This window comes from Oxalobacter formigenes (genome assembly GCF_002127965.1).
Classification (GTDB): Bacteria; Pseudomonadota; Gammaproteobacteria; order Burkholderiales; family Burkholderiaceae_D; genus Oxalobacter; species Oxalobacter formigenes.
This window is the reverse complement of the sequence record NZ_CP018787.1, coordinates 931,917-956,859: the sequence shown is the minus strand read 5'-3', so window position 1 is coordinate 956,859 and position 24,943 is coordinate 931,917. Positions and strand designations below refer to the sequence as shown.

Genomic DNA, 24,943 nt, shown 5'->3' with positions numbered 1-24,943 from the left:
AAATAAAAAAAAGGCGAACAAGTGTTCGCCTTTTCCGTTTATTGGCGGAGTGGACGGGACTCGAACCCGCGACCCCCGGCGTGACAGGCCGATATTCTAACCAACTGAACTACCACTCCTAAAACTGCACTGGTTTGACTGTTTGGTGGGTGCTGAGAGGCTCGAACTCCCGACCTATGCCTTGTAAGGGCACCGCTCTACCAACTGAGCTAAGCACCCTTCTTATTCTTAGCCAGTCAAACTCGACGTTTGTCATGCGTCGTAAAAAACATTAGTTTACAGCATCTTTTAACAATTTACCAGCCCTAAATTTAGGAACTTTTGCTGATTTGATTTTGATAACTTCACCGGTACGTGGATTGCGGCCGGAACGAGCAGCACGTTCACCTACACTGAAGGTACCAAAGCCTACCAGAGTAACGCTGTCATTGTTTTTCAAACTTGTCGTTACTGCATCAATCACTGCATCCAGGGAACGAGCAGCCGCTGCCTTGGAAATGTCAGCAGATTTGGCGATATGCTCGATAAGCTCAGTTTTATTCACGCAACCCCCTACAAATATTTAAATGTCCATCAGAGACAAACTTGAGTGCATGCATTAAACAAGCGTGCCACTGAAGTGTCAAGAAAAAAAATGTACCTTTACCGGTACCCCCAAACGAAACCTGAAATCCCTGCCAATTGCTGGCCGAAAAACATGCCCGACCATATTCGGTCGAAATCCGAACAAAATCAACACAAAAATAAGGAAAACGACAGTAATCTTTCCTTCGTTTGAGAATCAGCAAATTCAGCCTTGGGGTTTCTTTTTTGATGAAAAATTTCTGCAAAAAATTTACCTGTATGTTGTAAGTGAACAACTTCCTGAAATAGTCAGCTCAACGATATCAGTATTTTCAATAATTGTTTTTTGGACAACTCATCAAAAAAGAGTCGAATCGTGAAATTTAATTTGCATTTCATATATGCATTTTCAAGAAATCAGACAAGCTCATCCACTGGGATGTTTTCCCTGAACCGAACGACAATCATGACAAAAAAATTGTGTTTTCGGATCTCCGGAAAGGTAAAAAATTTCAAAAATAAATGTTGCATGAAAACAACGTTTTTATAAAAAAAAGAAAAAACAAATAAAACGACATAAAAAAAGGGACCTGAAAGGTCCCTTTTTTATTTCAGTTTTTACCCTTTATGAAGCACGACTTGCACGTCTGCGGTCGATATCGGAAAGATGACGCTTGCGCAGACGGATACTCTTCGGCGTAATTTCAACGAGTTCATCGTCTTCGATGAATTCGACTGCATATTCAAGAGACATCTGGATCGGTGGAACAAGCCTGACCGCTTCATCCGTACCGGAAGCACGAATATTGGTCAGCTGTTTTCCCTTGATCGGATTGACGACAAGATCGTTTTCACGCGAATGGATACCGATAATCATGCCTTCATAAACCGGATCATTGTGGTTGACGAACATACGGCCCCGTTCCTGCAATTTCCACAAAGCGTAAGCGACAGCTGCACCATCATCCTGCGAGATCAATACACCGTTTCTGCGACCACCTGCTTCTGCCTTGGACGGATCGACAGGATAATAATCATCGAAAACATGGCTCATCAGGCCTGTACCACGAGTCAAGGTCATGAATTCACTCTGGAAACCGATTAACCCGCGAGCCGGAATCCGGTATTCAAGGCGGACACGTCCCTTGCTGTCTGGCTGCATATCCTGCAGATCGCCACGGCGACGGCCAAGCTCTTCCATGACCGCACCCTGATTGGTTTCATCGACATCCACTGTCAGCGCTTCATACGGTTCGTGTCTGACACCGTCAATATCCTTGTACACGACCCGTGGACGGGAAACGGCCAGCTCATATCCTTCGCGTCTCATGTTCTCGATGAGGATCGTCAAATGCAATTCACCACGCCCCGACACTTCGAAAATAGTATCGTCATCCGTCGGCGCTACACGCAAGGCCACATTCGATTTCAGTTCGCGATCCAGTCTTTCACGCAACTGGCGACTGGTGACGAACTTGCCTTCACGGCCGGCAAATGGAGACGTATTGACCATGAAATTCATCGTCAGCGTCGGTTCATCGACCGTCAGCATCGGCAAGGCTTCCGGATGTTCCGGATCGCAAATCGTCGAACCGATGTCAATCGCTTCAATTCCGTTGATCAGCACGATGTCGCCAGCGGACGCTTCATCGATGACCTTGCGTTCCAGTCCCTTGAAAGAAAGGACCTGATTGATACGTGCCTTGATCGGCGTCGAATCCGGACCATTTAAGATAATCACGTCCTGCAGGGGTTTGACACGACCGCGGTTGACACGACCGACACCGATTTTTCCGACGTAGGAAGAATAGTCCAGAGAGGAAATCTGCATCTGGAAAGGACCATCCGGATCGGCATCGCGAACCGGAACGTATTTCAGGATCGCGTCGAAAAGGGGACGCATGTCTCCGGAACGGACGCTATCATCCAGACCGGCATAACCGTTCAGTCCGGAAGCGTAAATGACCGGAAAATCGAGCTGTTCTTCCGTTGCGCCAAGCTTGTCGAACAAATCGAAAGTGGCATTGATCACCCAGTCAGGGCGTGCACCCGGACGGTCGATCTTGTTGATCACGACAATCGGTTTCAGTCCCAGACCCAGTGCCTTGCGGGTCACGAAACGGGTTTGTGGCATCGGTCCTTCAACGGCATCGACCAGAAGCAGCACACTGTCGACCATCGACAAGACACGTTCCACTTCGCCACCGAAGTCGGCATGGCCCGGGGTATCGACGATATTGATGTGCGTCCCTTCATATTCGACAGCACAGTTTTTGGCGAGAATGGTAATCCCGCGTTCTTTTTCCAGATCGTTGGAATCCATCACCCGTTCGGAAACGGCCTGATTTTCCCTGAAAGTACCCGATTGACGCAGCAGCTGATCGACGAGAGTGGTTTTGCCATGGTCGACGTGCGCGATAATCGCGACATTGCGGATAGCGCGTGTAGTTTGAGACATAAAAACCTGATAAATAATAGAAAAGGATAACTTGGTATTTTAACACGTGAACGTTTCCGAATATGAAAACAGCCACGACATTTAAACGTCAAAAGAGAAAGCCGGTTGACGTGCCGGTAACTGAAAAAAGAATTTTGTTCGTCAACTTTCGGGAATCCGTGCCAGCGACACCAGACGTTCGGGAGCCAGAACACCATCCTCCCTTAATTGTGCCGTTCCCATGAAAATGCCACTGTCGGACGCATAAATCCTGAAACGCCCTCGTGCGTCAGACAATTGAACACCTTCTTTTGCCAGCGACAGACGCTGTCCGTTTAAAAACCGCTTCGTCAGCATGGCGTTCAGTGAAAGCGCAGGAAAGGAAGACAAGAGATAATCCACCGGTTCGAGCTTTTCGTGTCGTGCTGCTGTTTCTTCGGGGAATGCTGTTTCCATATCCGTCAGTGAAACCGCCTTTTCAATTCCGAGAGAACCCACCCTGATACGGCGAAGTGCTTTCAGATGTGCACCACACCCCAAAGCATTACCGATATCTTCGCCCAGAACTCGAACATACGTTCCCTTGCTGCAGGCCACCCGAAGGGTCAGAAAAGGAGATTCCCAGTCGAGTAATGTCAGTTCTGAAATGGTAACGGGACGGGCTTCTCGTTCGAGCTCCACTCCGGCACGCGCATACTCGTAAAGAGGTTTACCATCCCGCTTCAGTGCGGAATACATGGGCGGAATCTGAAAAATGTCGCCTCTGAACATGGCAAGTGCCGACTCAATTTCATCTTGTGAAAACAAAACGGCTTCGGATGTTTTCAAGACCTCGCCCTCTGTATCGCCTGTGGTTGTGGAAATGCCGAGATGAACAACCGTTTCGTAGGTCTTGTCAGCATCCAGCAGGTCCTGGGAGAATTTGGTCGCTTCGCCGAAACAGATCGGCAAGAGCCCGGTTGCAAAAGGATCGAGCGTTCCGGTATGCCCTGCTTTTTTGGCATTCATGATCCGCTTGGCCCTGATCAAGGCATCGTTACTGGAAATGCCTGCCGGTTTGTCCAGCAGTAAAACACCATCGATATCCAGCCGTTTTTTCTTGACGAACGCCTGACTCATAAATCCCTTGAACCTGAAAAATAAAAGGCCCCGTTTTCACGAGGCCGGAAATGAAAATTGAAAATCAGACTTCACCATCGTCTTTAGCACGCTCGGAATTGGCCACATCGATCAAATGGGATAAAGCCATTCCCTGGGCGATGGAATTGTCATAAACGAAAGACAGTTGCGGCAACGTATGAATATGCAGGCGCTTGCCCAGTTGCATTCTCAAAAATCCCGAAGCGCGGTGCAGGCTGTCCAGAGTCGTCTTAACCTTGTCCGGACTGTCGTCCAGCATGGTGAAAAATACCTTGGCATGGGCATAGTCGGGCGTCACCTTCACGTCCGTGATAGTGATCATCCCGACATGCGGGTCTTTCAGTTCCGAAAAAATGATATCGGACAGATCGCGCTGGATCTGGTCAGCCACACGAACGCTGCGGCCGGGAATCGATTTGCTGTGTCTTGCCATGATCCACTCCCTAAAAAAAGAAAATATCCAATATCAACATATCCGAAATTGTAAAACCTGTCGCAGAAAATTACAGTGTTCTTGCGATTTCCTGAATTTCATACACTTCAAGCTGGTCACCGACCTTGATGTCATTGTAATTTTTCAGCGTGAGGCCGCATTCAAAGTTGGCCTTGACTTCCTTGACGTCATCTTTGAAACGTTTCAGGGAATCGATTTCACCGGACCAGATAACGACATTGTCACGCAACAGATGAACTGGAGAACCGCGGCGAACCAGACCTTCGGTGACGAAACAGCCTGCAATGGCACCGACACGGCTGACATTGATGACCTGCCTGATTTCGACCAGACCCAAAGCGTGCTCGCGTTTTTCCGGAGCCAGCATGCCCGACATCGCCGCTTTCACCTCATCGATCGCATCGTAAATGATGTTGTAGTAACGAATGTCGACTCCATTGGCTTCCGCCTGATGGCGGGCCTGTGCATCGGCACGGGTGTTAAACCCGATAATGACCGCCTGCGAAGCCAGCGCCAGATTGACGTCCGTTTCGGTAATGCCACCGACGGCAGCATGAACGATCTGGACACGGACCTCATCGTTGGACAATTTCAACAGGGAAGAAGCAAGCGCTTCCTGCGAGCCCTGAACATCGGTCTTGATAATCAGAGGCAATGACTTGACTTCGCCTTCCCCGATATTCTCGAACATGTTTTCCAGTTTGGCTGCCTGTTGTTTTGCCAGTTTCACGTCACGGAACTTGCCCTGACGGAACAGGCCGATTTCACGCGCCTTGCGTTCATCGTTTAAAACAACGATTTCTTCACCGGCAGAAGGAACACCGGTCAGTCCCTGAATTTCCACAGGAATACTCGGGCCCGCTTCGGAAATGGCCTTGCCGGTTTCACTCAGCATGGCACGGATACGGCCATATTCCTGTCCGACCAGAACCACGTCACCACGATGCAGGGTACCGGATTGAACCAGCACGGTTGCAACCGGGCCACGTCCCTTGTCCAGACGGGCTTCAATGACAAGACCTTTTGCCATTGCTTCGACCGGTGCGGTCAATTCCAGAATTTCAGCCTGCAACAAGACGTTTTCCAGCAGGGAATCGATACCCTGTCCGGATTTTGCCGAAACAGGAACAAACGGAATGTCGCCACCGTATTCTTCAGGAATGACGTCTTCTGCAACGAGTTCCTGCGTAACGCGATTGACGTTGGCTCCCTGTTTATCAATCTTGTTGATTGCCACAACGATAGGAACGCCAGCCGCTTTCGCATGCGCAATCGCTTCCTTCGTTTGCGGCATGACGCCATCGTCAGCAGCGACAACCAGAATAACGATATCGGTCGCTTTCGCACCACGGGCACGCATAGCAGTAAAAGCTTCATGGCCCGGAGTATCGAGGAAAGTCACAATACCGCGACCGGTTTTGACGTGATACGCACCGATATGCTGGGTAATGCCACCCGCTTCGCCGGTAGCGACCTTGGTACGGCGAATATAGTCAAGAAGAGACGTCTTGCCGTGGTCGACGTGACCCATAACGGTAACGACCGGAGCGCGCGGCAACAATTCAGCGTTTTCATTGTCACCCATCTCGGCCAGTTCCGCTTCAACGTCCTGAATCTTGGCAGCGAAAGCCTTGTGTCCCATTTCCTCGACCAGAATCATGGCCGTTTCCTGATCCAGCACCTGATTGATCGTGACCATCTGGCCCAGTTTCATCAACTGCTTGATCACTTCGGAAGCCTTGACAGCCATCTTGTGCGCCAGTTCGGCGACGGTAATGGTTTCAGGAACGTAAACGTCATGAACAATCGCTTCTGTCGGCTGATGGAAATTGCTTTCCCGTTCGGCAACCTGCGCGTGGCGACGTCCTTTCGGGCCACCCGAACTACTACGCCAGCCACCATCGCGTCCGGACATATCGTTACCACGGCTTTTAAGGCCTGCACCCCGTTTTTTCGCACCTTCTTCCTGCCATGTAGAAGCTGTTTTGGTCGCTTTCTTGTCGGCAGACGTTTTCTTTTCCGTTTTCTTGTCGGCAGCAGGCGCAGCCTTTTTCTCGGCCGGTTTGTCCTGTGCCGGTCTGGCTTGTGCCGGTTTGGAAATCGTTCCGGCATTTTTCTGGGACGCCGGAGAGCTTCCTGCGGGTGCGGCAGCCGGTTTTTCCGGTTGTTTCACCACTTTACGGGAAGCAGAAGTACTCATCATCGCCTTGATCTGGGCGACCTCGTCTTCCACTGCCTTGCGGGCACGTTCCGCTTCCTCAGCCCGGCGAACGCGTTCAGCTTCCGCTTCTGTTCTCGCTTTTTCAGCCTGTGCCGCTTCTTCAGCCATCCTAGCCATTTCTGCCTTCTTCAAAGCTTCGGCCGCTTCTTTTTCTTCTGCAGCCAACTGTTGTTTAGCCATTTTCTGCCGTTCAGTATCCTGGCGCATTTTTTCAGCCGCCTCACGCTGCTCGGTTTCTTTCTTTTTCAACTCTTCGGCTTCGATCCGGGCCTGTTCTTCGGCCTTGATCCGTTCCTGCTTCTCGGCTTCCATTTGAGCCAGTAAAGCCTGTTTTTCACGCAATTCGGCTTCCTGACGGGCGATCAGTTCAGCCTGACGGCGTGCCTCTTCGGCACGACGCTGTTTTTCAGCTTCATCGATAACGGGAGGAACAACCCGTCTTTCGGCAGCCGCCATATGGGCAGCCTGTTCTTCCCGTTTGTCAAACGTCCGTTTCTTGCGAACCTCGACCTGAATCGTTCTGGATTTGCCCGTAGCGTCAGCCTGCTTGATTTCGGTGGTTTCCTTTCGGGTCAGAGAAATTTTTCTTTTTTCACCCGATGGCGAACCATGCGACCCGCGCAGAAAACTCAATAACTTGTCCTTGTCTTCCTTCGAAAGGATATCATCGGCCGAGTTTTTGTCCACTCCGGCGTCACGCAACTGTTTCAACAGTACGTCAGAAGGCATATTCAGTTCGGCTGCAAATTGGGCTACATTGTTAGTCGCCATTCATTCCTCTTTCTTCTAATTGATGCGGCAAATACGAATCAGGACAAGCGTTGAGCTTACTTCGACTCAACCAGTTTCCAGGCGTTGGCCTGCAACTCTTTCGCTTCGTCGTCGTACTTCGCATCGATCAGTTTCATTTCATCGTCCGTAACATCGGCAAATTCGTTTTCCAGCAACTGGCGGGCCCGTTCGACAGGCAGGGCCAGAATGGCACCGAATTCGTCATAAGCCAGCTCGGCAAAACGCTGCAGGGTTTTCACGCCAGCCAGTCCAAGCTTTCCTGCAACCTGCCGATCCATTCCTTCCAGATTGACCAGTTCCTCTTCCATACCGGCCATACCTTCTTCGGAAGCGATCGCTTCAGTGATCAGGGCATCACGGGCACGCTGGCGGATTTCATTGACCGTATCTTCATCGAATGCCTCGATTTCCAGCATTTCGCCAATCGGCACATAAGCGATTTCTTCCAGTGCCGTGAACCCTTCCTCAATGAGGATATCGGCCACTTCCTGATCGACGTCGAGTCTTTCCATGAACAGTTTCTGCAGTTCGGCTTTTTCCAGAGCGGATTTGTCAGCCGATTCTTCAGCCGTCATGATATTGATCTTCCAGCCTGTCAGCTCGGTTGCCAGACGAACGTTCTGGCCACTGCGGCCAATGGCAATCGCCAGATTTTCCTCATCGACGATCACATCCATCGCATGTTTGTCTTCGTCGACCACAATAGATGTGACGTTGGCAGGAGCCAGAGCTCCGATAACGAACTGCGCAGGATCTTCCGACCACAAGACGATATCGACGCGTTCACCGCCCAGTTCACCGGTAACGGCCTGAACGCGGGAACCGCGCATGCCGACACAGGTACCGATCGGATCAATTCGCTTGTCGCTGGTGAATACCGCTATTTTCGCACGAACGCCAGGGTCACGTGCAGCTGATTTGATTTCCAGAAGACCCTGTTCGATTTCAGGCACTTCCAGTTCAAACAGCTTGACGATAAATTCAGGCGCCGTACGAGACAGGATAACCTGTGGGCCACGGGCACCCCGTTCCACGCGCAGGATATAGGCACGAACACGATCGCCAACACGCAGATTTTCCTTTGGAATCATCTGTTCACGAGGCAGGCGTGCTTCAACCTTGCCGGATTCGACAATGGCGTCGCCGCGTTCCATCCGCTTGACCGTACCGGTCACCAGCGAATCGCCACGATCCAGGAAGTCCTGTAAAACCTGTTCACGTTCGGCATCGCGAATGCGTTGCAAAACGATCTGTTTCGTATCCTGTGCGAAGCGACGGCCCAGATCGATCGATTCGATATGGTCTTCGATGTAATCGTCCACCTCGATGTCCGGAAACTGTTCCTTGGCTTCAAAATACAGCATTTCCTGATCCGGCTGCTGCAAACCGGCCTCATCCGGCACAACGTGCCAGCGGCGGAAGGTTTCGACCTCGCCCGTGGTACGGTCGATGGAAACGCGTATGTCCGCGTCACCGGGATAACGTTTTTTCGTAGCAAGGGCCAAAGCATGTTCAAGCGCACCCAGGACAATTTCCTTGTCTACGTTTTTTTCGCGTGCCAGCGCATCAACCAATTGCAGAATTTCGAGACTCATGCTTTACGGCTCCTAAAATTCACCTGCGGCACCAAATGTGCCTTGTCTATATCAGCGATTGTAAAATGCAAAACGGAATTGTTATTCTCATCCTTTCCTTCGAACTCCAGAGCCAGTTCATCCCCTTCGGGAGCCAGCAGAATTCCCTGGAAAGTCTTGCGATTCGACATTCCCGTAACCGGTTTGCGCAGTTTGACGTGCGCCTCCATTCCAACAAAACGAACAAAATCGGCAAATTTCTTCAAAGGACGGTCAAGACCCGGCGAAGAGACTTCCAGCCTGTCATAATCGACATCCTCAACCATCAGGACATGCGACAACTGACGGCTGACCTTTTCGCAATCCTCAAGCGAAATATTGCCGCGTCCGGCATCTTCAGGCTTGAAATCGATATAGACACGCAACAGGTTTCCCTGCGCCCTTTCCACATCGACCAGGTCATACCCGCAGCCGCTTACCGTTTTTTCAATCAGTTCCTGCAACAAAATCCGCTCCCGTTTCTATTCATTCGAATTTCCCTCAAAAAGAAGGAAAATCATGTTGTTAGTGGTGCATCGGATCGAATAATGAAAAAAAAATGGGCTAAAGCCCATGATCAAAATTCAAAGCACCAGCACCATCCAGAAAATGGACGAAACCGTAATAAGTTGCTCATTATATACAATATATGCGTGTCCTGCAATGCAAGGCGACAGGAATTCCAATAATATCAATGAGTAAGCTTTTCAAAAAGAAACAGCCAGATCGAAGACAGCATAATCATGACGGTGCGAGACGGCATGAATACAGGAAAATTGCCTTATACTCGCTTTTTTGCCACAAACCGCCCGAACATCGTATTCATAATGCCTGCTTTTTTTAATCCTTCTCAAAAAGACAGGGCTGATCTTTTGCGTAACGCATCGAAAACGGTAAAATCAGGCGGTTTTATCTGTGATTGACATCTTTGCGGCAAAAACAAATGAAGTATTGGAACAGACAAAAAATATGGCTCTAAAAGAAACCAGTTACAGCGAAGCCTCGATCAAGGTTTTGAAAGGACTTGAACCGGTACGCCAGCGCCCCGGGATGTACACCCGCACGGAAAACCCGCTTCATATCATAACCGAAGTCATCGATAACGCTTCGGACGAAGCGATTGGCGGCTATTGCAAAAACATCAACGTCACCCTGAACGCCGATGGCAGTGTCAGCGTTGAAGACGACGGCCGTGGCATTCCGGTAGGGATGCACCCGGAAGAAAAAGTCCCGACAGTCGAAATCGTTTTCACCCGTCTTCATTCCGGTGGCAAATTCACCAAGGGCGGCGATAACGCCTATGCTTTTTCAGGTGGTCTGCACGGCGTCGGTGTCTCCGTCACCAATGCATTGTCAAAACGGATTGAAGTGACTGTCTGGCGGGAAAAGGAAGTTCACCAGATTGCTTTTACCGATGGTGAAGTCACCGAGCCACTGACTTCACGGCCGATTGCACGCGGCGAAAAAAAATCGGGTACCAAAGTGACTGTCTGGCCCGATGCCCGATATTTCGATTCCATGACGATTCCGCTGGCGGAACTCAAACACCTTCTTCGTTCCAAAGCCATTCTGCTGCCTGGCGTTCATGTCGAACTCCAGAACGAAAAAACGAACGAAACCGAAACCTGGCATTATGAAAACGGCCTCCGGGGATATTTGTCACAGGAACTGGAACTGACAACCGGCGAGGAAATCGTCATTCCGCTATTTGAAGGTGAACTTTATGCCGACCATGACAATGAAGGCTTTGCCAGCGGCGAAGGCGCAGCGTGGGTCGTTGCATGGACAACAGAAGGCCCACTGATCAGGGAATCGTTCGTCAATCTGATCCCCACGACTGCAGGTGGCACGCATGAAAGCGGTCTTCGTGACGGCTTGTTCAATGCCGTCAAAAGTTTTACCGAAATCCATTCACTTTTGCCGAAAGGCGTCAGGTTACTGCCCGAAGACGTCTTTGCCCGGGTCTCTTTCGTGCTTTCCGCAAAAGTGCTCGACCCCCAGTTTCAGGGCCAGATCAAGGAACGGCTGAACTCGCGCGACGCAGTCAGGCTGGTTTCCCATTTCGTCAAACCTGCTTTCGAAACATGGCTCCACCAGAACGTCGAATATGGACGAAAACTGGCCGAACTGGTCATCAAACAGGCCCAGTCGCGTATGCGGCAACTGCAAAAAGTCGAAAAGAAAAAATCTTCCGCTGTCGCCGTGCTTCCCGGAAAATTGACTGATTGCGAATCACACGACATCAGCCGTAATGAACTCTTTCTGGTCGAAGGCGATTCCGCAGGTGGGTCGGCCAAAATGGGGCGTGACAAGGAATTCCAGGCCATTCTCCCCCTGCGCGGCAAGGTATTGAATTCCTGGGAAACCGAAAAAGACCGTCTGTTCGCCAATCAGGAAATCCATGACATTTCCGTTGCCATCGGGGTCGACCCTCACACTCCGGCAGATGATCCCGATCTTTCCGGCTTGCGTTATGGAAAAATCTGCATCCTGTCCGATGCCGACGTAGATGGTTCACACATTCAGGTATTGCTCTTGACCCTCTTTTTCCGTCACTTCCCGAAATTGATTGAAAACGGGAATATTTGCGTGGCGCGCCCACCACTTTACCGGATCGATGCTCCTGCACGCGGCAAAAAACCGATGCAAAAACTGTATGCGCTGGATGATTCCGAACTGAACGGCATTCTGGAAAAACTCAAAAGCGAAGGCATCAAAGACAACGCTTTGGGAATCTCCCGTTTCAAGGGACTGGGCGAAATGAACGCCGAACAGTTATGGGAAACGACCCTGAATCCCGATACACGCCGGCTGTTGCCGATCACGTTCGGCATTTTTTCGCGCAACGAATCGGAAGAACGTTTCCAGATGCTCATGGGCAAAGGCGAAGCGGCTGCACGACGCAACTGGATGGAAGAACACGGTAACGAAGCTGAAGCCGACATATAAAAGACCATAATTGAATGACACACCATGACTGAACAACCCACGCTTTTCGATCAGTTGCCGCCGGATGACGAACACAAGGAAAGTCTGATGCTCGCCAGTTTTGCCGAGCGCGCCTATCTGGATTATGCGATCTCCGTCGTCAAAGGGCGTGCACTTCCTGATGTCTGCGACGGACAAAAACCGGTACAACGCCGCATCCTGTACGCCATGAACGAACTGCGACTGGATTCTGAGGCCAAACCGCGAAAATCGGCAGCTGTCGTCGGCGATGTCCTCGGCAAATTGCATCCGCATGGCGACCAGTCCGTTTACGATGCACTCGTCAGGATGGCACAGGATTTTTCGATGCGTTACCCCTTGATCGACGGTCACGGCAATTTCGGTTCGCGCGATGGTGACGGCGCTGCTGCAATGCGTTATACCGAAGCGCGTTTGACACCCATTGCCGAACTGCTGCTGGAAGAAATCGATCAGGGAACCGTTGAATTTCAGGACAATTATGATGGTTCTACACAGGAACCGAAACTCCTGCCTGCCAGATTGCCGGTCACATTATTAAACGGCGCATCCGGTATCGCTGTCGGCATGGCTACCGAAATCCCTTCGCATAACCTGAATGAAGTGGCAACTGCTGCGGTCGCCATGATCCGCAATCCATCCATCAGCCACGCCGAACTGATGGAAATCATCCCGGGCCCCGACTTTCCGGGAGGCGGACAGATTATCACCGCACCCAATACCATTTCGGAAATCTACGAAAACGGCCGGGGTAGTGTCAAGGTACGTGCCCGCTGGAAGATCGAGGAACTGGCACGAGGACAATGGCAAGCCGTTGTTTCCGAACTGCCACCCGGCACCTCCGCCCAGAAAGTACTCGAGGAAATCGAGGAAATCACCAATCCGAAAGTCCGCGCCGGTAAAAAAGCCCTGTCGGCAGAACAGGTCGCCCTGCGCCAGCAATTTCTGGGTATTCTGGACACCATCCGGGATGAAGCCAGTCGCGATGCACCGGTTCGCATTGTTCTGGAACCCAAATCGAAACGGCAAAATCCGGACGAATTCATGCAAATGCTTCTGGCGCATACCTCTCTGGAGTGCAATGCACCCGTCAATCTTGTCATGATCGGCATCGACGGACGCCCCCGGCAAAAAGGCCTGACCGATATCATTTCCGAATGGATCGACTTCCGTTTTGCCACTGTCACCCGCCGCACGAACTGGCGGCTTAAACGGGTAGATGACCGCATCCACATTCTGGAAGGTCGTGAAACCGTATTGCTGAATATCGACGCCGTCATCCACATCATTCGTGAATCGGACGAGCCGAAAGCCGCCCTGATCGACGCATTCCAGCTATCTGAAAGACAGGCTGACGACATCCTTGAAATCCGCTTGCGCCAGTTGGCCCGTCTGGAAAAAATCAGGATCGAACAGGAACTGGCCGAGCTGCGCAAGGAAAAGAAAGGCCTTCACGACCTGCTTGACAACCCGTCTTCCATGAAACGGCTGATCATCCGTGAAATCGAGGCCGACCGCAAAAAATACGGTGACGCACGCCGTACCCTGATCGAAGAAGCCGAAAGGGCTACTGCCGAACAGAAAATCGTCGATGAACCCGTTACCGTCATCATTTCGCAAAATGGCTGGGTTCGCCAACGCACCGGACACGGACTCAATCTCTCTGCCATCACGTTCAAATCCGGCGACAACCTTTTCTCCAGTTTCGAATGCAGGAGCACGGACTTCCTGCTGGCATTTTCGTCAACGGGAAGGATCTACACCATTCCCGTTCACCAGTTGCCCGGCGGACGGGGCGATGGCATGCCGATCACGACGTTTGCCGAAATCGGTATCGATGAGACCATCGTTCAGTATCTTGTCAGCTCACCAGACAAATCCGTTTTGCTTTCAATGGATTCAGGCTACGGTTTTGCAGCGAAAACATCCGACATGATGAGCCGGGTTCGCAATGGCAAATCGTTTATTTCCCTTGAAGATGGGGAAACCCTTTTGCCACCGCTTGTCATTCCTGAAGCAAGCAAATCGATCGGCGTTCTTTCCGAAAAGGGCCGCTTCCTTCTTTTCGACGCCACCGAATTGCGAGTGCTTTCTTCCGGCGGACATGGCGTTATCCTGATGGGACTCGATAAAGGCGAAAAAATCAGGGCAACGCTGCCAGTCGATGATAATGGCTGCCTTGTTATTTGCATGGCCAAAAACGACAACCGCTATGAAGTCCGCATCAGTGGAAACCAGATTGAAACGTACACAGGCAAGCGTGCCCGCAAAGGCAAGCCCGTCGAGACCCGTTTCACCCCCGCCAGTCTCGAAAACATCAAATAATCTGCATTTATTTGTTCAGCTTTTCGCGAGTTGTGATTCAATACCCCGGAGAATTACCCGTGCGACAGGACACCCCGTCCGGTTTCACGGGTAATTCCATGGTTCGTTCGCACAAACGCCGCATGGGTTATATTCGCCCGTGCCTTTTTGACGGTCTTTTTCACACCCTGATATATGCAAAACGACGGCAATTCAGAAAAACGGATGAAGAATTCCCGTGAATTCCGGCAAAAGGAAGATGAATCCTCATCCGGGAAAATTCAGGGTGATGCGACACCGGATGATTTGTTTCAAACCGATCCGGATCCGAGCAATAATCTTTTTGCCACTACGGGTGAAACCGACCCGCTTTTTTCAGAAAACAACCGGACGGACTACCGTCGCATGTTCGAGAAAGTACCGGCAGCCATGCTCGTTCTCGACAAATCCGGAAAAATCCTCAAGGCCAACTATGCCGCTGCACGCTTGCTCGGCCACACCCCTGTCAGACTGGAACAAACCTTCTTTGCCGATTATCTGAAGAAAGCCGACCGGGATTCCTTTCTGATTGTCACCAAAAAACTGAAAAGCAGCAGAAACCATTCCATCTGGGAAGGACAAACCGCAAAAACCGAAAGAATCTTTCGAATGCGCAGTTTTTCCGACGACAAAAACCAGAATCTTCTTCTGTCTCTGGAAGATATTACTGATGAAAAGAAAAAACTGGGCAGAGAAGAAGCCAGGGCACAGCAATTGCAGGAAGACAGCCAGCTGTATCGTATGGCTGTAGAACGTTCCGAAATCGGTCTGTGGAAAGCGTCGCTTTCGAAAAAACAGGCTATGGAAGAAATGCATTTCCACTTTTCCGACAAGGGTGGCGATATTTTCGGATTCGTTTCTTTTGCCGACATCGGTTTTACCCAGTTTATGGATACGATCCATTCCGACAGTGTCGAAAAAATCCGTGGTGCGCTCCGCTCCGCCATTAACAGCAAAATCGGATTTGACATCGAAATAAGAATCAACAAGCCGAACGGTGATTTTGCATGGGTCAACTGGAAATGTTTTCTGATCGAGGAAAACCAGACAGGTGCGATCCTGCTCGAAGGCATTGCACTGGACATCACGTCACATAAAACTACTGAAAAAGCACTGGCCATTGCCAGCAGTCTTTTCGAAAACAATCGTGATGGCATATTCATCGCCGACCAGACCGGCCGTATCACCGTTGTCAATTACCAGTTTACCCGGATGACAGGACTTTCGCAGGAACAGATCATGGGAAACCACCAGTGGTATCTGCAACCTGGCATTTCCGACTCATCCTGCTACAGCCAGCTATGTGACGTGATCATCTGTACCGACCACGAAGAAATGGCGACTTTCGAGAAAAACCGTGAACAGCGGATCGAACCGACATACCTCACGATCAAAATCGTTCGGGATATGGATGAAAAAATCATCAGTTATATCGGTGTTCTGCTAGACATCAGCCAGAATGATTTCCTCGAAGACCATACCCGCTACATGATCGAGCACGATTTTCTGACCGGACTGCCCAACCGGATTCTTTTGCTCGACCGGCTCGGTCAGACGCTGATCGCAGCTGAACGTAACCACAGGCGTGCCGCCGTCATGTTCCTCGATCTCGATAAATTCAAACACATCAACGATACACTCGGACATGCCATCGGCGACCGTCTTTTGCAACAGGTTGCCCAAAGGCTGACCCAGTGCGTCCGCAAAAACGACACGGTCAGCCGGCAGGGAGGTGATGAATTCGTTATCCTCCTCTCCGATATCGGTGAAGCGGACGATGCGGCTATGGTCGCCAACAATATCATGCATACCCTGTCGCAAAACTACCAGATCGAAAATTATGAAATGTCGATCACATCTTCGATCGGCATCGCCCTCTTTCCTGAAGACGGCAAGGAAATCGATACCTTGCTTAAAAATGCCGACACGGCAATGTATCACGCGAAAGAAAACGGCAGAAACGCCTACCAGTTTTTCAACGCCGAGATGAACCTGCATCTGATCGAACGTTCGCAACTGGAAGAAGACCTGAAAACTGCTCTGAAAAACGGCGATTTCTTTCTCGAATACCAGCCGATCATCGACATGCACAACCAGCATATGACCGGCGTGGAAGCCTTCTTGCGCTGGAATCATCCCCAATTCGGCATTCTGATGCCGTCACGTTTTCTTTCCATAGCTGAAAATACCGGCCTGATCGGTCCAATCGGGGAATGGGTCATCAACACTGCCTGCAAACAGGCGAAAAAATGGAAGGATCAGGGCTTTTCCAAAACTGTTTCCGTCAATCTGTCTTCCATCCAGCTGAAGCAGAAAGATTTGCTGGGAACAATTAAAAACGCACTCGAAGAAAACGATCTGACGCCTGATTTTCTGGAACTGCAAATCACCGAAGGCAGCATTACCGAAAATATCCGTACGGTTATCGACCTATTGAACGAACTCCGGAATATGGGCGTCAAAATCGCGCTGGACAACTTTGGTAACGGCTGTTCCAGCATCAGCCATCTGAAACGGGTTCCCATCGAGAAAATCAAAATCGACCCAAGCTTTATCCGTGCTCTTGGAACGCAAAGCAGCGATGCCGATGTAGCGGGTGCCATCATCGCCATGGCCAAAAACCTGAACCTCAAAGTTTCTGCTGGCGGTGTCGAAACGACAGATCAGGCGAACAGATTAAAAGAAATCGGATGCGACGAGTATCAGGGCTATGTAATCAGCCCGACACTGCCGGCGAAAGAAATCAACCGCCTGCAACTGCCCAACTGATCCCTGCCCCGGTTCACTCGGTTATCATGACTGCTGAACCGCCCGAAGCACCGGGCACAATACATACCCTTTTACCGACCACCATGGAAAGCACCTCCGGCTGTGCGATCATGAAAGAACCGCCATGATCCAGCAAAACGGTATATTGAAAACACGCCTGCCCTGATGCCGTGTTTTTGCCATTTCCCTGACTGCAATCCAGATCACGTGAAAACCCTTCCCTGACTTCAGCGGGGCGGAGCATAACAACCGTGCCACAATCGGATTCAGCATTTTCAGCCATGGAACTGCCTGTTTTTCCATTGGAATGAACAGGCAGTGAACATGCCGAAACACCAAAACCCAGCATCAGCAGGATAACAAGCTTTTTCATAATTTTCAGTCGATTTCGGCAATCAGCTCAAGTTCCAGACAGGCACCGGTCGGCAGTTGTGCAACACCGAATGCGGAACGTGCATGACGACCGGCATCGCCGAATACGTCCACCAGCAATTCCGAAGCGCCATTCGTAACCAGATGATGCCCGGTAAAATCCCCCGTCGAATTCACGAGGGACAAAACCTTGACGATACGTTTTACACGCTTCAAATCACCACCACAGGCATCCTGCAAAGTGGCAATCATATCAATCGCTGTGTTGCGGGCGGCGATTTTGCCGTCTTCAACCGAAATATTCTTGCCGAACTGGGCAACCAGCGGTTTGCCGTCTTTCCTGGCAATATGGCCGGACAGATAAACCAGATTGCCGGACTGGACATACATCACATAAGCGGCAACCGGTTTGGCAACAGGAGGCAATTCGATATTCAGTGCTTTGATCTTTTCATAAACGGACATTTTTTTATTCCCGACAAGAGTTAAGCGAAAAAAAAGAGATACAGGCATTCGATCGAACCATTATATCCAAGCCGGTTCCTGACGGATACGTTTTACCTGAAACGGACATGCAAACGTGGTCAAAAACAAAACGGCATCTTCTTTTGTCCGTTAAAATAGGGCAAACAGACAAATGACTGGACAAAATGAACGACGCGAACAGGAATGATGAGACTTTTGAAGACATTGACGCCTTGCTTGAAGGGCATTTTTACAAGCTCGTCGATAAAGAACCGGTGCCTTGCACTTTTGCCGAATATGCTAGCGGGATGAAATCGTCAGACAACCGGATCATCGAACAGACCCGGGTTGGTGAATTGACTGTTTCGACTGTTTTTACCGGCATCGACCATGCTTTCGGCACGGGTGAAAAGCAACTCTTCGAAACCAGCGTTTTTGGATTGCCGGACGACATTCATCCCCAATGGCGATTTGCCAGCTGGACTGACGCCGTCAACCAGCATCTTCAACTGGTTCTCATGCTCGAACACAACGGACCCGATTCACTGCTGGAAGAAATCCGGAAAAAACAGGCCAGTTGAATAAAGACAACTCAGCGCCTGAAAATCCAGACCGAATCCGTCGATGCTTTTTCATTAAAAGCATAATCATCGACATCAAAAGCTTTCAAATCTTCGGCCACATTAATGCCATTTTCCGCTGCATATCGCGTCATCAGTCCCCGTGCTTTCTTCGCATATAAACCGATGACTTTTGCACCACCCGGCCGCATTTCCTGAAAAACGGGCGTGATCATTTTTCCTTTCAGTTTATTTACATCGACCGCTTTTGAAAATTCTTCTGAAGCGAGATTGACCAGAACAGGATCATCCATTTTCTCCAGGTCGCCATTAATCGATTGCATAACAGTTTTTTGCCAGTAATCGTACAAGCTCATATTATCCGGCCGGACCTTTGTACTATGAAATTCGATACGATATGGCTGGATCAAATCGAACGGTTTCGAAATGCCATAAAGGGCTGACAGAATACGCAAATGATTATTTAACCATGCCCATTCTTTCTCTGTCATATTGCGAGCATCCATAGCCCTGTAAACGTCGCCGTCATAAGACAGAACGGCAGGCTGTGTTTCCGGTTGAACGGCATTCACATTCCATTCCTCAAAATAGCCGGCTTCTTTAATCGCAATCGCGTCAGAAACTTTCAAAACATCCGCCAGTTCAGACGGTGAATACGATCTCATCATATCTGCAATTTTTCCGGCTTTTGAAATCCATTCCGGACGAGTCAAATATTTCTTCAGAAATGGATCTGTAATTATCTTGTCCGAAAATTTCTTGCGTTTCGAGGGTGATAGAATAATCAGCATAAAAAAACCAATCAAAAAAATTCATGAACTCTATTTTAGCCGTACTGGATACAAACGTTTGCCTGGACCTCTTCGTTTTCCGCGACCCCGCCATTAAACCATTTCACGACGCCATCAAAGCAGACACATTTCACGCGATAACACGTGAAGATTGTCGCGAAGAGTGGCTACGTGTACTCGATTATCCCAAATTGAATCTGGATGTAAGGCAAAAAGAACGTTCAAAACTCGAATTCGACGAACTCATTCAATTAATCGAACCGAAAAAACAGGATTACCATTTACTCCCCATCTGCAGCGATAAAGACGATCAGAAATTCATGGAGCTGGCTTTTGACGCCAGAGCTCACGTCCTTATTACAAAAGACAAGGCTTTATTGAAACTGGCCCGTAAAAATACCCGTAACGGTTTTTTCCGTATAATCAGCCCTGACCAATGGAAGCAACTTGTATGAATCAGACAAGAACAAGTCAGGCATTTATTTTGCATACCAATTAATTTAATGGAATTTTTCCTTTAGAAAAAGTGATTTCTTGATTAAAAATAGAATAATCCTGACAAATCGGGGATTAAATAGTCAATAAAGACTTTATTTATTTAAAATGTAAAGATAAAATATATCCATTAAAATAACGGAACAGTTATTTTACTTATTAAAACATACACCGGAACCTTGAAGATTCCGTGCTGGAATTCAGAAATTTTCCGACACTTGACGGGGACAAAATCATGGCGACATACAAACAGTTGCAGGACCAGATAAAGCAGCTTCAAAACGAAGCTGAAGAGCTGCGCAAAAACGAATTATCCAATGCCATTTCTCAAATCAAAATGACGATGGCGGAATATGGGATCACTTTGGCCGATCTCGGTTTCACCAATAAAAAGAAAACCGGGCGTGTCCGCGCACCGCTGGCTCCCAAATACCGCAATCCGGCAAGTGGTGAAACATGGTCGGGTCGTGGCAAGGCTCCAAAATGGATCGACCCGAAAAACAAAGACAAATATCTTATCAAATAATTCCGTTTCAGATTATTAACTTATATTAAGTTAAAAAAATAATACAAACAGTTTTATTGCTTGTTGTCATCCTGAAGGCCTGCTCAGTGCAGGCCTTTTTTCTTCAATTACCTCTCTTCCATCCAATACCCCAAAGTTGCTTTTTTTCAATAATTTCCCCTTTCAAATTTGACTGAATTTTTTCATATCCATATAAGCCCTGCATTAACAGGGTAATGAAAACCACCAATCAGTCTGTCTGTTCCATTAATCGTTTTACTTCTTGTCAAAATTCTTTTTTGAAGATATGCGATCATCGTTGGAAAACGCCAGTCATCATTGATGACACCGGATTATTCCTGAATAAACAGAAGCTGTTTTTTCATCTATTGATCTTGTACTCATCATTAACAGAATGGACAAATTGGATAAATGATTTGAAAAGCGTGCCGGTTATGAACCGTAAACCGGCAACATGTTCCAAAAGTCTGTTTGTCTTTACCTGAAATTGCATTCTATTATTAAAGGCAGAATCAAAATGATTTCTAAAAAAGTTACCAAAGCCGTTTTTCCCGTTGCCGGTCTTGGCACGCGTTTTTTGCCAGCGACCAAAGCCAGTCCCAAAGAAATGCTTCCCGTTGTCGACAAACCATTGATCCAGTATGCCGTCGAAGAAGCCGCCGCCGCGGGCATTACCGAAATGATATTTGTTACCGGCCGCAACAAAAGAGCAATTGAAGATCATTTCGACAAGGCATACGAACTCGAAACGGAACTGTATGCAAAAAACAAGCAGACCCTGCTAGACGTTCTCAAAAAAATCAAACCGAAAAATGTCGAATGCTATTTTGTCAGGCAAGCGGAAGCTCTTGGACTGGGCCATGCCGTTTTGTGCGCAGCAAGACTGGTAAGGGATGAACCGTTTGCCGTCATTCTAGCGGACGATTTGCTGGATGCCGAAATTCCTGTCATGCGCCAGATGACCGAACTGTATATGGAACAGGGACAAAGCATCATCGGTGTTGAAAAAATAAACATCGCCAAAAGCAGGGACTACGGCATGATTGCAGGCGTCCCCGCAGGCAAAATTTTAAAAGTCCATCATATCGTCGAAAAACCGGCACCTGAAAATGCGCCGTCCGATCTGGGTGTCGTTGGCCGATACATTCTCAATCCGACTATATTCACCCATTTGCGCAAACTCCGGCCCGGCAGTGGCGGCGAACTGCAACTGACGGATGCCATAGAATCCCTCCTGGGAAGCGAACCGGTATTCGCTTATGAATTCGATGGAGTTCGCTATGATTGTGGCAGCAAACTCGGTTATCTGAAAGCGACAGTCCAGTTTGCCCTGAAACACGAAGAAGTCGGCAGGGAATTCAGACAATTTCTCGATAGCCGCCCACAGAATCAGGTCAGAAAAAACTATTTTGTGGCAACGACAGCTGTACCAGATATTGGCAACATCGAAACATCGCGACTCGATAAAAATCCGCCACAAAATTCTTTCCCGATCAATGCGGCCTGAAGTAAAAATGGACTGAAAGCAGTTTGATACCCCAGAAGATTCTTTTTGCCCCACAGGTGAAAAGAATCTTTTTGTTTACTTGCGAACCCCGGTCTTGTCATCCATGAAAACGCATTCTGATGGATAATGTATGGTATTGCATCGTCGTTGGGCACGCTCCTGAAAAAACAGACAACGACAGGAACGTTTTTTATAAAAAAACCAAACACCATATTTGGAAACAGACATCGAAATGAACACAGCACAACCGGAAACCATCCAGCGTCTCGATTACACCGTCCCCTCTTTTCTGGTCGATCATATCGACCTCACCTTCGATCTGGCACCTTCTGCAACCAGCGTCTCGGCCACTACACGATTCAAACACAATCCGGCATCAGACAGTCGCGAGATCGTTTTGAACGGTCAGGATCTGGAACTTGTCAAAATCGTCATGAACGGTCGCACGCTGGAAAAACCGGATTACGCACTGGACCACGGTGAATTGCGAATCCCGAACGCGCCCGACGACGTCACGCTGGTAATAGATACCCTTGTTCGCCCCGATAAAAACACATCCCTGATGGGATTGTATATTTCGAACGGGAATTTCTTTACCCAGTGCGAAGCTGAAGGATTCCGCAAAATCACATACTATCCTGACCGCCCGGACGTCATGGCAAGCTATACGGTCACCCTTTTCGCTGACAAGAAAAAATATCCGGTTCTCCTGTCCAACGGCAATCTCGTTGATCAAGGTGATCTTCCGAAAGGCCGACATTTCGCCAAATGGGAAGATCCATTCAAAAAACCGTCCTACCTGTTCGCTCTTGTTGCCGGTAATCTGGTCTGTCAGGAAGAAACTTTCAGGCTCGCCGACGGTCGTGACGTGCTCTTGCAGGTCTGGGTCGAAGACGGCAATCTCGACAAGACACCTCATGCGATGGAATCCCTAAAGCACAGCATCGCGTGGGATGAATCCCGTTTCGGACTGGAACTCGATCTCGACCGTTTCATGATCGTTGCCGTCAGCGACTTCAACATGGGCGCGATGGAAAACAAGGGCCTGAACATTTTCAATACCCGTTACGTACTGGCCAACCCCCGTATTGCGACCGATCAGGATTACGCCAACATCGAATCCGTCGTCGGCCACGAATACTTCCATAACTGGACCGGCGACCGCGTTACCTGCCGCGACTGGTTCCAGCTTTCGTTAAAAGAAGGCCTTACCGTATTCCGTGATCAGGAATTCTCGGCCGACCGTACAGGCAGCGATTCAGGCCGCGCCGTCAAACGTATCGAAGATGTCCGCACGCTGCGTCAAGTCCAGTTTCCTGAAGACGCAGGCCCCATGGCACATCCAGTCCGTCCGGATTCATATCAGGAGATCAACAACTTCTATACCGTCACGATTTATGAAAAAGGTGCGGAAGTCGTTCGAATGTACCAGACCCTTCTGGGACGGGACGGCTTCAAAAAAGGCATGGACCTTTACTTCAAACGTCATGACGGAAATGCCGTGACATGTGCCGATTTTCTGGCCGCCATGGCGGATGCGAATGGTCGCGACCTGTCACAATTCGAACTCTGGTACAGTCAGGCCGGAACGCCCCGTGTCAAGCTGGAAAGCGATTACGACAGCCTAAACAGAACCTTGTCGCTGACATTAAGCCAAAGCTGTCCACCAACACCGGGACAAACAGAAAAAAAACCTTTCCTGATCCCGATTGCCATCGGCCTGCTGGATGCACATGGCAAGGAAATTCCCGTTCGTGTCAAAGGGTCAGACAATGCATCCGATACCTGTGTATTGGAGCTGACACAGGAAAAACAGACTTTCACACTGGTCGATGTCCCTGAAAAACCGGTCATTTCTGCCCTGCGCAATTTCTCCGCTCCCGTCATTCTTGAATTCGAACAGACGGATGAAGAACTGCTGCATCTGCTCGCGAACGACACCGACAGTTTCAACCGCTGGGAAGCAGGACAACGACTCGCCATGCGCCGTCTGCTGGAACTCACCCACGCAGTCCGCGAAAACAGGCCTCTTACACTGGATAAACCATTTATCGATGCCTTCCGCACTGTCCTGACAAATACCTCACTTGACCCGGCCTTGCGTGAACTTGCATTGACTCTTCCGAGTGAAACCATCATTGCGGAAAAAATGGATGAAATCGATCCCCGTGCCATTCACACGGCACGGCAATTCATGCGTAAAACACTGGCAAACGCGCTGGAGAAAGAATGGCAAAAAGCCTATAAAAATAACCTCACAGACGGCGAATACCGCCCGATTCCACAAGATGCAGGCAAAAGGGCGTTGAAAAATCTGGCGCTGTCCTATCTGCTGCTTTGCGACAGTACCGACACGTGCCACATGGCAATCGACCAGTACCGTCAGGCCAACAATATGACAGACCGGCTGGCCGCGCTGACATCGCTCGTTCACTCCGGATGCATGCAAAAACTGCCGGAAGTGAAAGAACTGCTGGAACACTTCTACAAGGAATACGAAAACGAACCGCTTGTCATCGACAAATGGTTCTCGCTGCAATCCACGTCCCCGACAACATCCATCGAATCCATCCGTGAACTCATGGAACATCCGGCGTTCACTTTCAGAAATCCGAACCGGGCCAGAAGCCTCATCTTTGGCTTTTGTCATAACAATATGGCACAATTTCATGCTGAAGATGGGAGCGGCTACGAATTCTGGGCGAAATACCTGCTGGAGCTGGACAGAATCAATCCACAGGTTGCCGCACGGCTCGCCCGATGCATGGACCAGTACAAACGTTACGTTCCCTCTTTGCGCCAGCCGGCAGAACGGGCCCTGAAACAGGTTTCGAAACAGGAATTGTCCCGCGACACGCGCGAAATCATCAATAAAACATTGTCAGCTTAAAAAAACGAAAAAACGG

The 24,943-nt window shown here is 49.4% G+C and carries 19 protein-coding genes and 2 tRNA genes; 9 read left to right on the top strand and 12 right to left on the bottom strand.

Annotation, left to right across the window (positions count from 1 at the left end; translation table 11 throughout):
- Positions 1–42: 42 nt before the first annotated feature.
- From BRW83_RS04555 to rimP, 9 genes are all read right to left on the bottom strand, one after another.
- Positions 43–119, bottom strand: a tRNA-Asp gene (locus BRW83_RS04555).
- Positions 120–143: 24 nt separating this feature from the next.
- Positions 144–219, bottom strand: a tRNA-Val gene (locus BRW83_RS04550).
- 52 nt (positions 220–271) lie between these two features.
- On the bottom strand, positions 272–544 hold the full coding sequence (locus BRW83_RS04545; protein ID WP_005881170.1) for an HU family DNA-binding protein: 273 nt from the start codon (positions 542–544) through the stop codon (positions 272–274).
- Positions 545–1,189: 645 nt separating this feature from the next.
- Positions 1,190–3,022 (bottom strand): translational GTPase TypA, encoded by a 1,833-nt coding sequence (gene typA, locus BRW83_RS04535; protein WP_005881171.1) that lies wholly within the window; start codon positions 3,020–3,022, stop codon positions 1,190–1,192.
- A gap of 141 nt (positions 3,023–3,163) precedes the next feature.
- Positions 3,164–4,120 (bottom strand): tRNA pseudouridine(55) synthase TruB, encoded by a 957-nt coding sequence (gene truB, locus BRW83_RS04530; protein ID WP_005881173.1) that lies wholly within the window; start codon positions 4,118–4,120, stop codon positions 3,164–3,166.
- 64 nt (positions 4,121–4,184) lie between these two features.
- Positions 4,185–4,574: a 30S ribosome-binding factor RbfA gene (gene rbfA / locus BRW83_RS04525; RefSeq protein WP_005881175.1), complete on the bottom strand. Its 390-nt coding sequence runs from the start codon at positions 4,572–4,574 to the stop codon at positions 4,185–4,187.
- Between the two features lie 70 nt (positions 4,575–4,644).
- Entirely contained in the window at positions 4,645–7,587 is a 2,943-nt protein-coding gene (infB, locus tag BRW83_RS04520; RefSeq protein WP_005881177.1) for a translation initiation factor IF-2, read from the bottom strand.
- A gap of 56 nt (positions 7,588–7,643) precedes the next feature.
- A complete protein-coding gene (gene nusA, locus BRW83_RS04515; protein WP_005881179.1) occupies positions 7,644–9,203 on the bottom strand; it encodes a transcription termination factor NusA in 1,560 nt (519 codons plus the stop codon).
- On the bottom strand, positions 9,200–9,691 hold the full coding sequence (gene rimP / locus BRW83_RS04510) for a ribosome maturation factor RimP (protein WP_036603047.1): 492 nt from the start codon (positions 9,689–9,691) through the stop codon (positions 9,200–9,202). The genes nusA and rimP overlap by 4 nt, the downstream gene beginning before the upstream one ends.
- A 291-nt stretch (positions 9,692–9,982) precedes the next feature.
- Here rimP and BRW83_RS04505 point away from each other — a divergent pair, with 291 nt between their 5' ends.
- The 4 genes from BRW83_RS04505 to BRW83_RS04490 all read left to right on the top strand — a co-directional run bounded on the left by BRW83_RS04505 (position 9,983) and on the right by BRW83_RS04490 (position 17,300).
- Entirely contained in the window at positions 9,983–10,144 is a 162-nt protein-coding gene (locus BRW83_RS04505; RefSeq protein ID WP_155811812.1) for a hypothetical protein, read from the top strand.
- Positions 10,145–10,190: 46 nt separating this feature from the next.
- Positions 10,191–12,170, top strand: coding sequence for a DNA topoisomerase IV subunit B (locus BRW83_RS04500; protein ID WP_005881183.1), 1,980 nt, complete (start codon positions 10,191–10,193; stop codon positions 12,168–12,170).
- A gap of 24 nt (positions 12,171–12,194) precedes the next feature.
- Complete coding sequence (gene parC, locus BRW83_RS04495) at positions 12,195–14,513, top strand: DNA topoisomerase IV subunit A (protein ID WP_005881185.1); 2,319 nt, start codon at positions 12,195–12,197, stop codon at positions 14,511–14,513.
- Between the two features lie 204 nt (positions 14,514–14,717).
- On the top strand, positions 14,718–17,300 hold the full coding sequence (locus tag BRW83_RS04490; protein ID WP_231284498.1) for a bifunctional diguanylate cyclase/phosphodiesterase: 2,583 nt from the start codon (positions 14,718–14,720) through the stop codon (positions 17,298–17,300).
- 13 nt (positions 17,301–17,313) lie between these two features.
- On the opposite strand, the gene BRW83_RS04485 is transcribed toward BRW83_RS04490, so the two are convergent.
- Positions 17,314–17,673, bottom strand: coding sequence for a hypothetical protein (locus tag BRW83_RS04485; protein WP_005881190.1), 360 nt, complete (start codon positions 17,671–17,673; stop codon positions 17,314–17,316).
- 5 nt (positions 17,674–17,678) lie between these two features.
- Entirely contained in the window at positions 17,679–18,137 is a 459-nt protein-coding gene (locus BRW83_RS04480) for a RidA family protein (RefSeq protein WP_005881192.1), read from the bottom strand.
- Positions 18,138–18,322: 185 nt separating this feature from the next.
- Between BRW83_RS04480 and BRW83_RS04475 the strand changes: the two genes are divergently transcribed.
- Positions 18,323–18,718, top strand: a complete 396-nt coding sequence (locus BRW83_RS04475; protein WP_005881194.1) for a hypothetical protein — start codon at positions 18,323–18,325, stop codon at positions 18,716–18,718.
- 11 nt (positions 18,719–18,729) lie between these two features.
- Here the strand turns inward: BRW83_RS04475 and BRW83_RS04470 are convergent, their stop codons facing one another.
- A complete protein-coding gene (locus BRW83_RS04470; RefSeq protein WP_005881196.1) occupies positions 18,730–19,509 on the bottom strand; it encodes a YaaA family protein in 780 nt (259 codons plus the stop codon).
- Between the two features lie 23 nt (positions 19,510–19,532).
- Between BRW83_RS04470 and BRW83_RS04465 the strand changes: the two genes are divergently transcribed.
- From BRW83_RS04465 to pepN, 4 genes are all read left to right on the top strand, one after another.
- Positions 19,533–19,964: a putative toxin-antitoxin system toxin component, PIN family gene (locus tag BRW83_RS04465; RefSeq protein WP_005881198.1), complete on the top strand. Its 432-nt coding sequence runs from the start codon at positions 19,533–19,535 to the stop codon at positions 19,962–19,964.
- A gap of 275 nt (positions 19,965–20,239) precedes the next feature.
- Positions 20,240–20,530 (top strand): H-NS histone family protein, encoded by a 291-nt coding sequence (locus BRW83_RS04460; protein ID WP_005881200.1) that lies wholly within the window; start codon positions 20,240–20,242, stop codon positions 20,528–20,530.
- A 517-nt stretch (positions 20,531–21,047) separates the two neighbouring features.
- Positions 21,048–22,037, top strand: coding sequence for a UTP--glucose-1-phosphate uridylyltransferase GalU (gene galU, locus BRW83_RS04455; RefSeq protein ID WP_005881202.1), 990 nt, complete (start codon positions 21,048–21,050; stop codon positions 22,035–22,037).
- A 232-nt stretch (positions 22,038–22,269) separates the two neighbouring features.
- Positions 22,270–24,927, top strand: a complete 2,658-nt coding sequence (gene pepN, locus BRW83_RS04450; protein ID WP_005881204.1) for an aminopeptidase N — start codon at positions 22,270–22,272, stop codon at positions 24,925–24,927.
- Positions 24,928–24,943 lie beyond the last annotated feature (16 nt).

What these genes read in the sequence shown, in the direction of transcription:
- nusA (WP_005881179.1), bottom strand. Translation starts at nt 9,203, where the DNA reads ATGAGTCTCGAAATTCTGCAATTGGTTGATGCGCTGGCACGCGAAAAA.
- parC (WP_005881185.1), top strand. Translation starts at nt 12,195, where the DNA reads ATGACTGAACAACCCACGCTTTTCGATCAGTTGCCGCCGGATGACGAA.
- BRW83_RS04485 (WP_005881190.1), bottom strand. Translation starts at nt 17,673, where the DNA reads ATGAAAAAGCTTGTTATCCTGCTGATGCTGGGTTTTGGTGTTTCGGCA.
- truB (WP_005881173.1), bottom strand. Translation starts at nt 4,120, where the DNA reads ATGAGTCAGGCGTTCGTCAAGAAAAAACGGCTGGATATCGATGGTGTT.
- pepN (WP_005881204.1), top strand. Translation starts at nt 22,270, where the DNA reads ATGAACACAGCACAACCGGAAACCATCCAGCGTCTCGATTACACCGTC.
- infB (WP_005881177.1), bottom strand. Translation starts at nt 7,587, where the DNA reads ATGGCGACTAACAATGTAGCCCAATTTGCAGCCGAACTGAATATGCCT.
- galU (WP_005881202.1), top strand. Translation starts at nt 21,048, where the DNA reads ATGATTTCTAAAAAAGTTACCAAAGCCGTTTTTCCCGTTGCCGGTCTT.
- BRW83_RS04465 (WP_005881198.1), top strand. Translation starts at nt 19,533, where the DNA reads ATGAACTCTATTTTAGCCGTACTGGATACAAACGTTTGCCTGGACCTC.
- BRW83_RS04500 (WP_005881183.1), top strand. Translation starts at nt 10,191, where the DNA reads ATGGCTCTAAAAGAAACCAGTTACAGCGAAGCCTCGATCAAGGTTTTG.
- rbfA (WP_005881175.1), bottom strand. Translation starts at nt 4,574, where the DNA reads ATGGCAAGACACAGCAAATCGATTCCCGGCCGCAGCGTTCGTGTGGCT.
- BRW83_RS04480 (WP_005881192.1), bottom strand. Translation starts at nt 18,137, where the DNA reads ATGTCCGTTTATGAAAAGATCAAAGCACTGAATATCGAATTGCCTCCT.
- BRW83_RS04505 (WP_155811812.1), top strand. Translation starts at nt 9,983, where the DNA reads ATGAATACAGGAAAATTGCCTTATACTCGCTTTTTTGCCACAAACCGC.
- typA (WP_005881171.1), bottom strand. Translation starts at nt 3,022, where the DNA reads ATGTCTCAAACTACACGCGCTATCCGCAATGTCGCGATTATCGCGCAC.
- BRW83_RS04470 (WP_005881196.1), bottom strand. Translation starts at nt 19,509, where the DNA reads ATGCTGATTATTCTATCACCCTCGAAACGCAAGAAATTTTCGGACAAG.
- BRW83_RS04490 (WP_231284498.1), top strand. Translation starts at nt 14,718, where the DNA reads ATGAAGAATTCCCGTGAATTCCGGCAAAAGGAAGATGAATCCTCATCC.
- BRW83_RS04460 (WP_005881200.1), top strand. Translation starts at nt 20,240, where the DNA reads ATGGCGACATACAAACAGTTGCAGGACCAGATAAAGCAGCTTCAAAAC.
- BRW83_RS04475 (WP_005881194.1), top strand. Translation starts at nt 18,323, where the DNA reads ATGAACGACGCGAACAGGAATGATGAGACTTTTGAAGACATTGACGCC.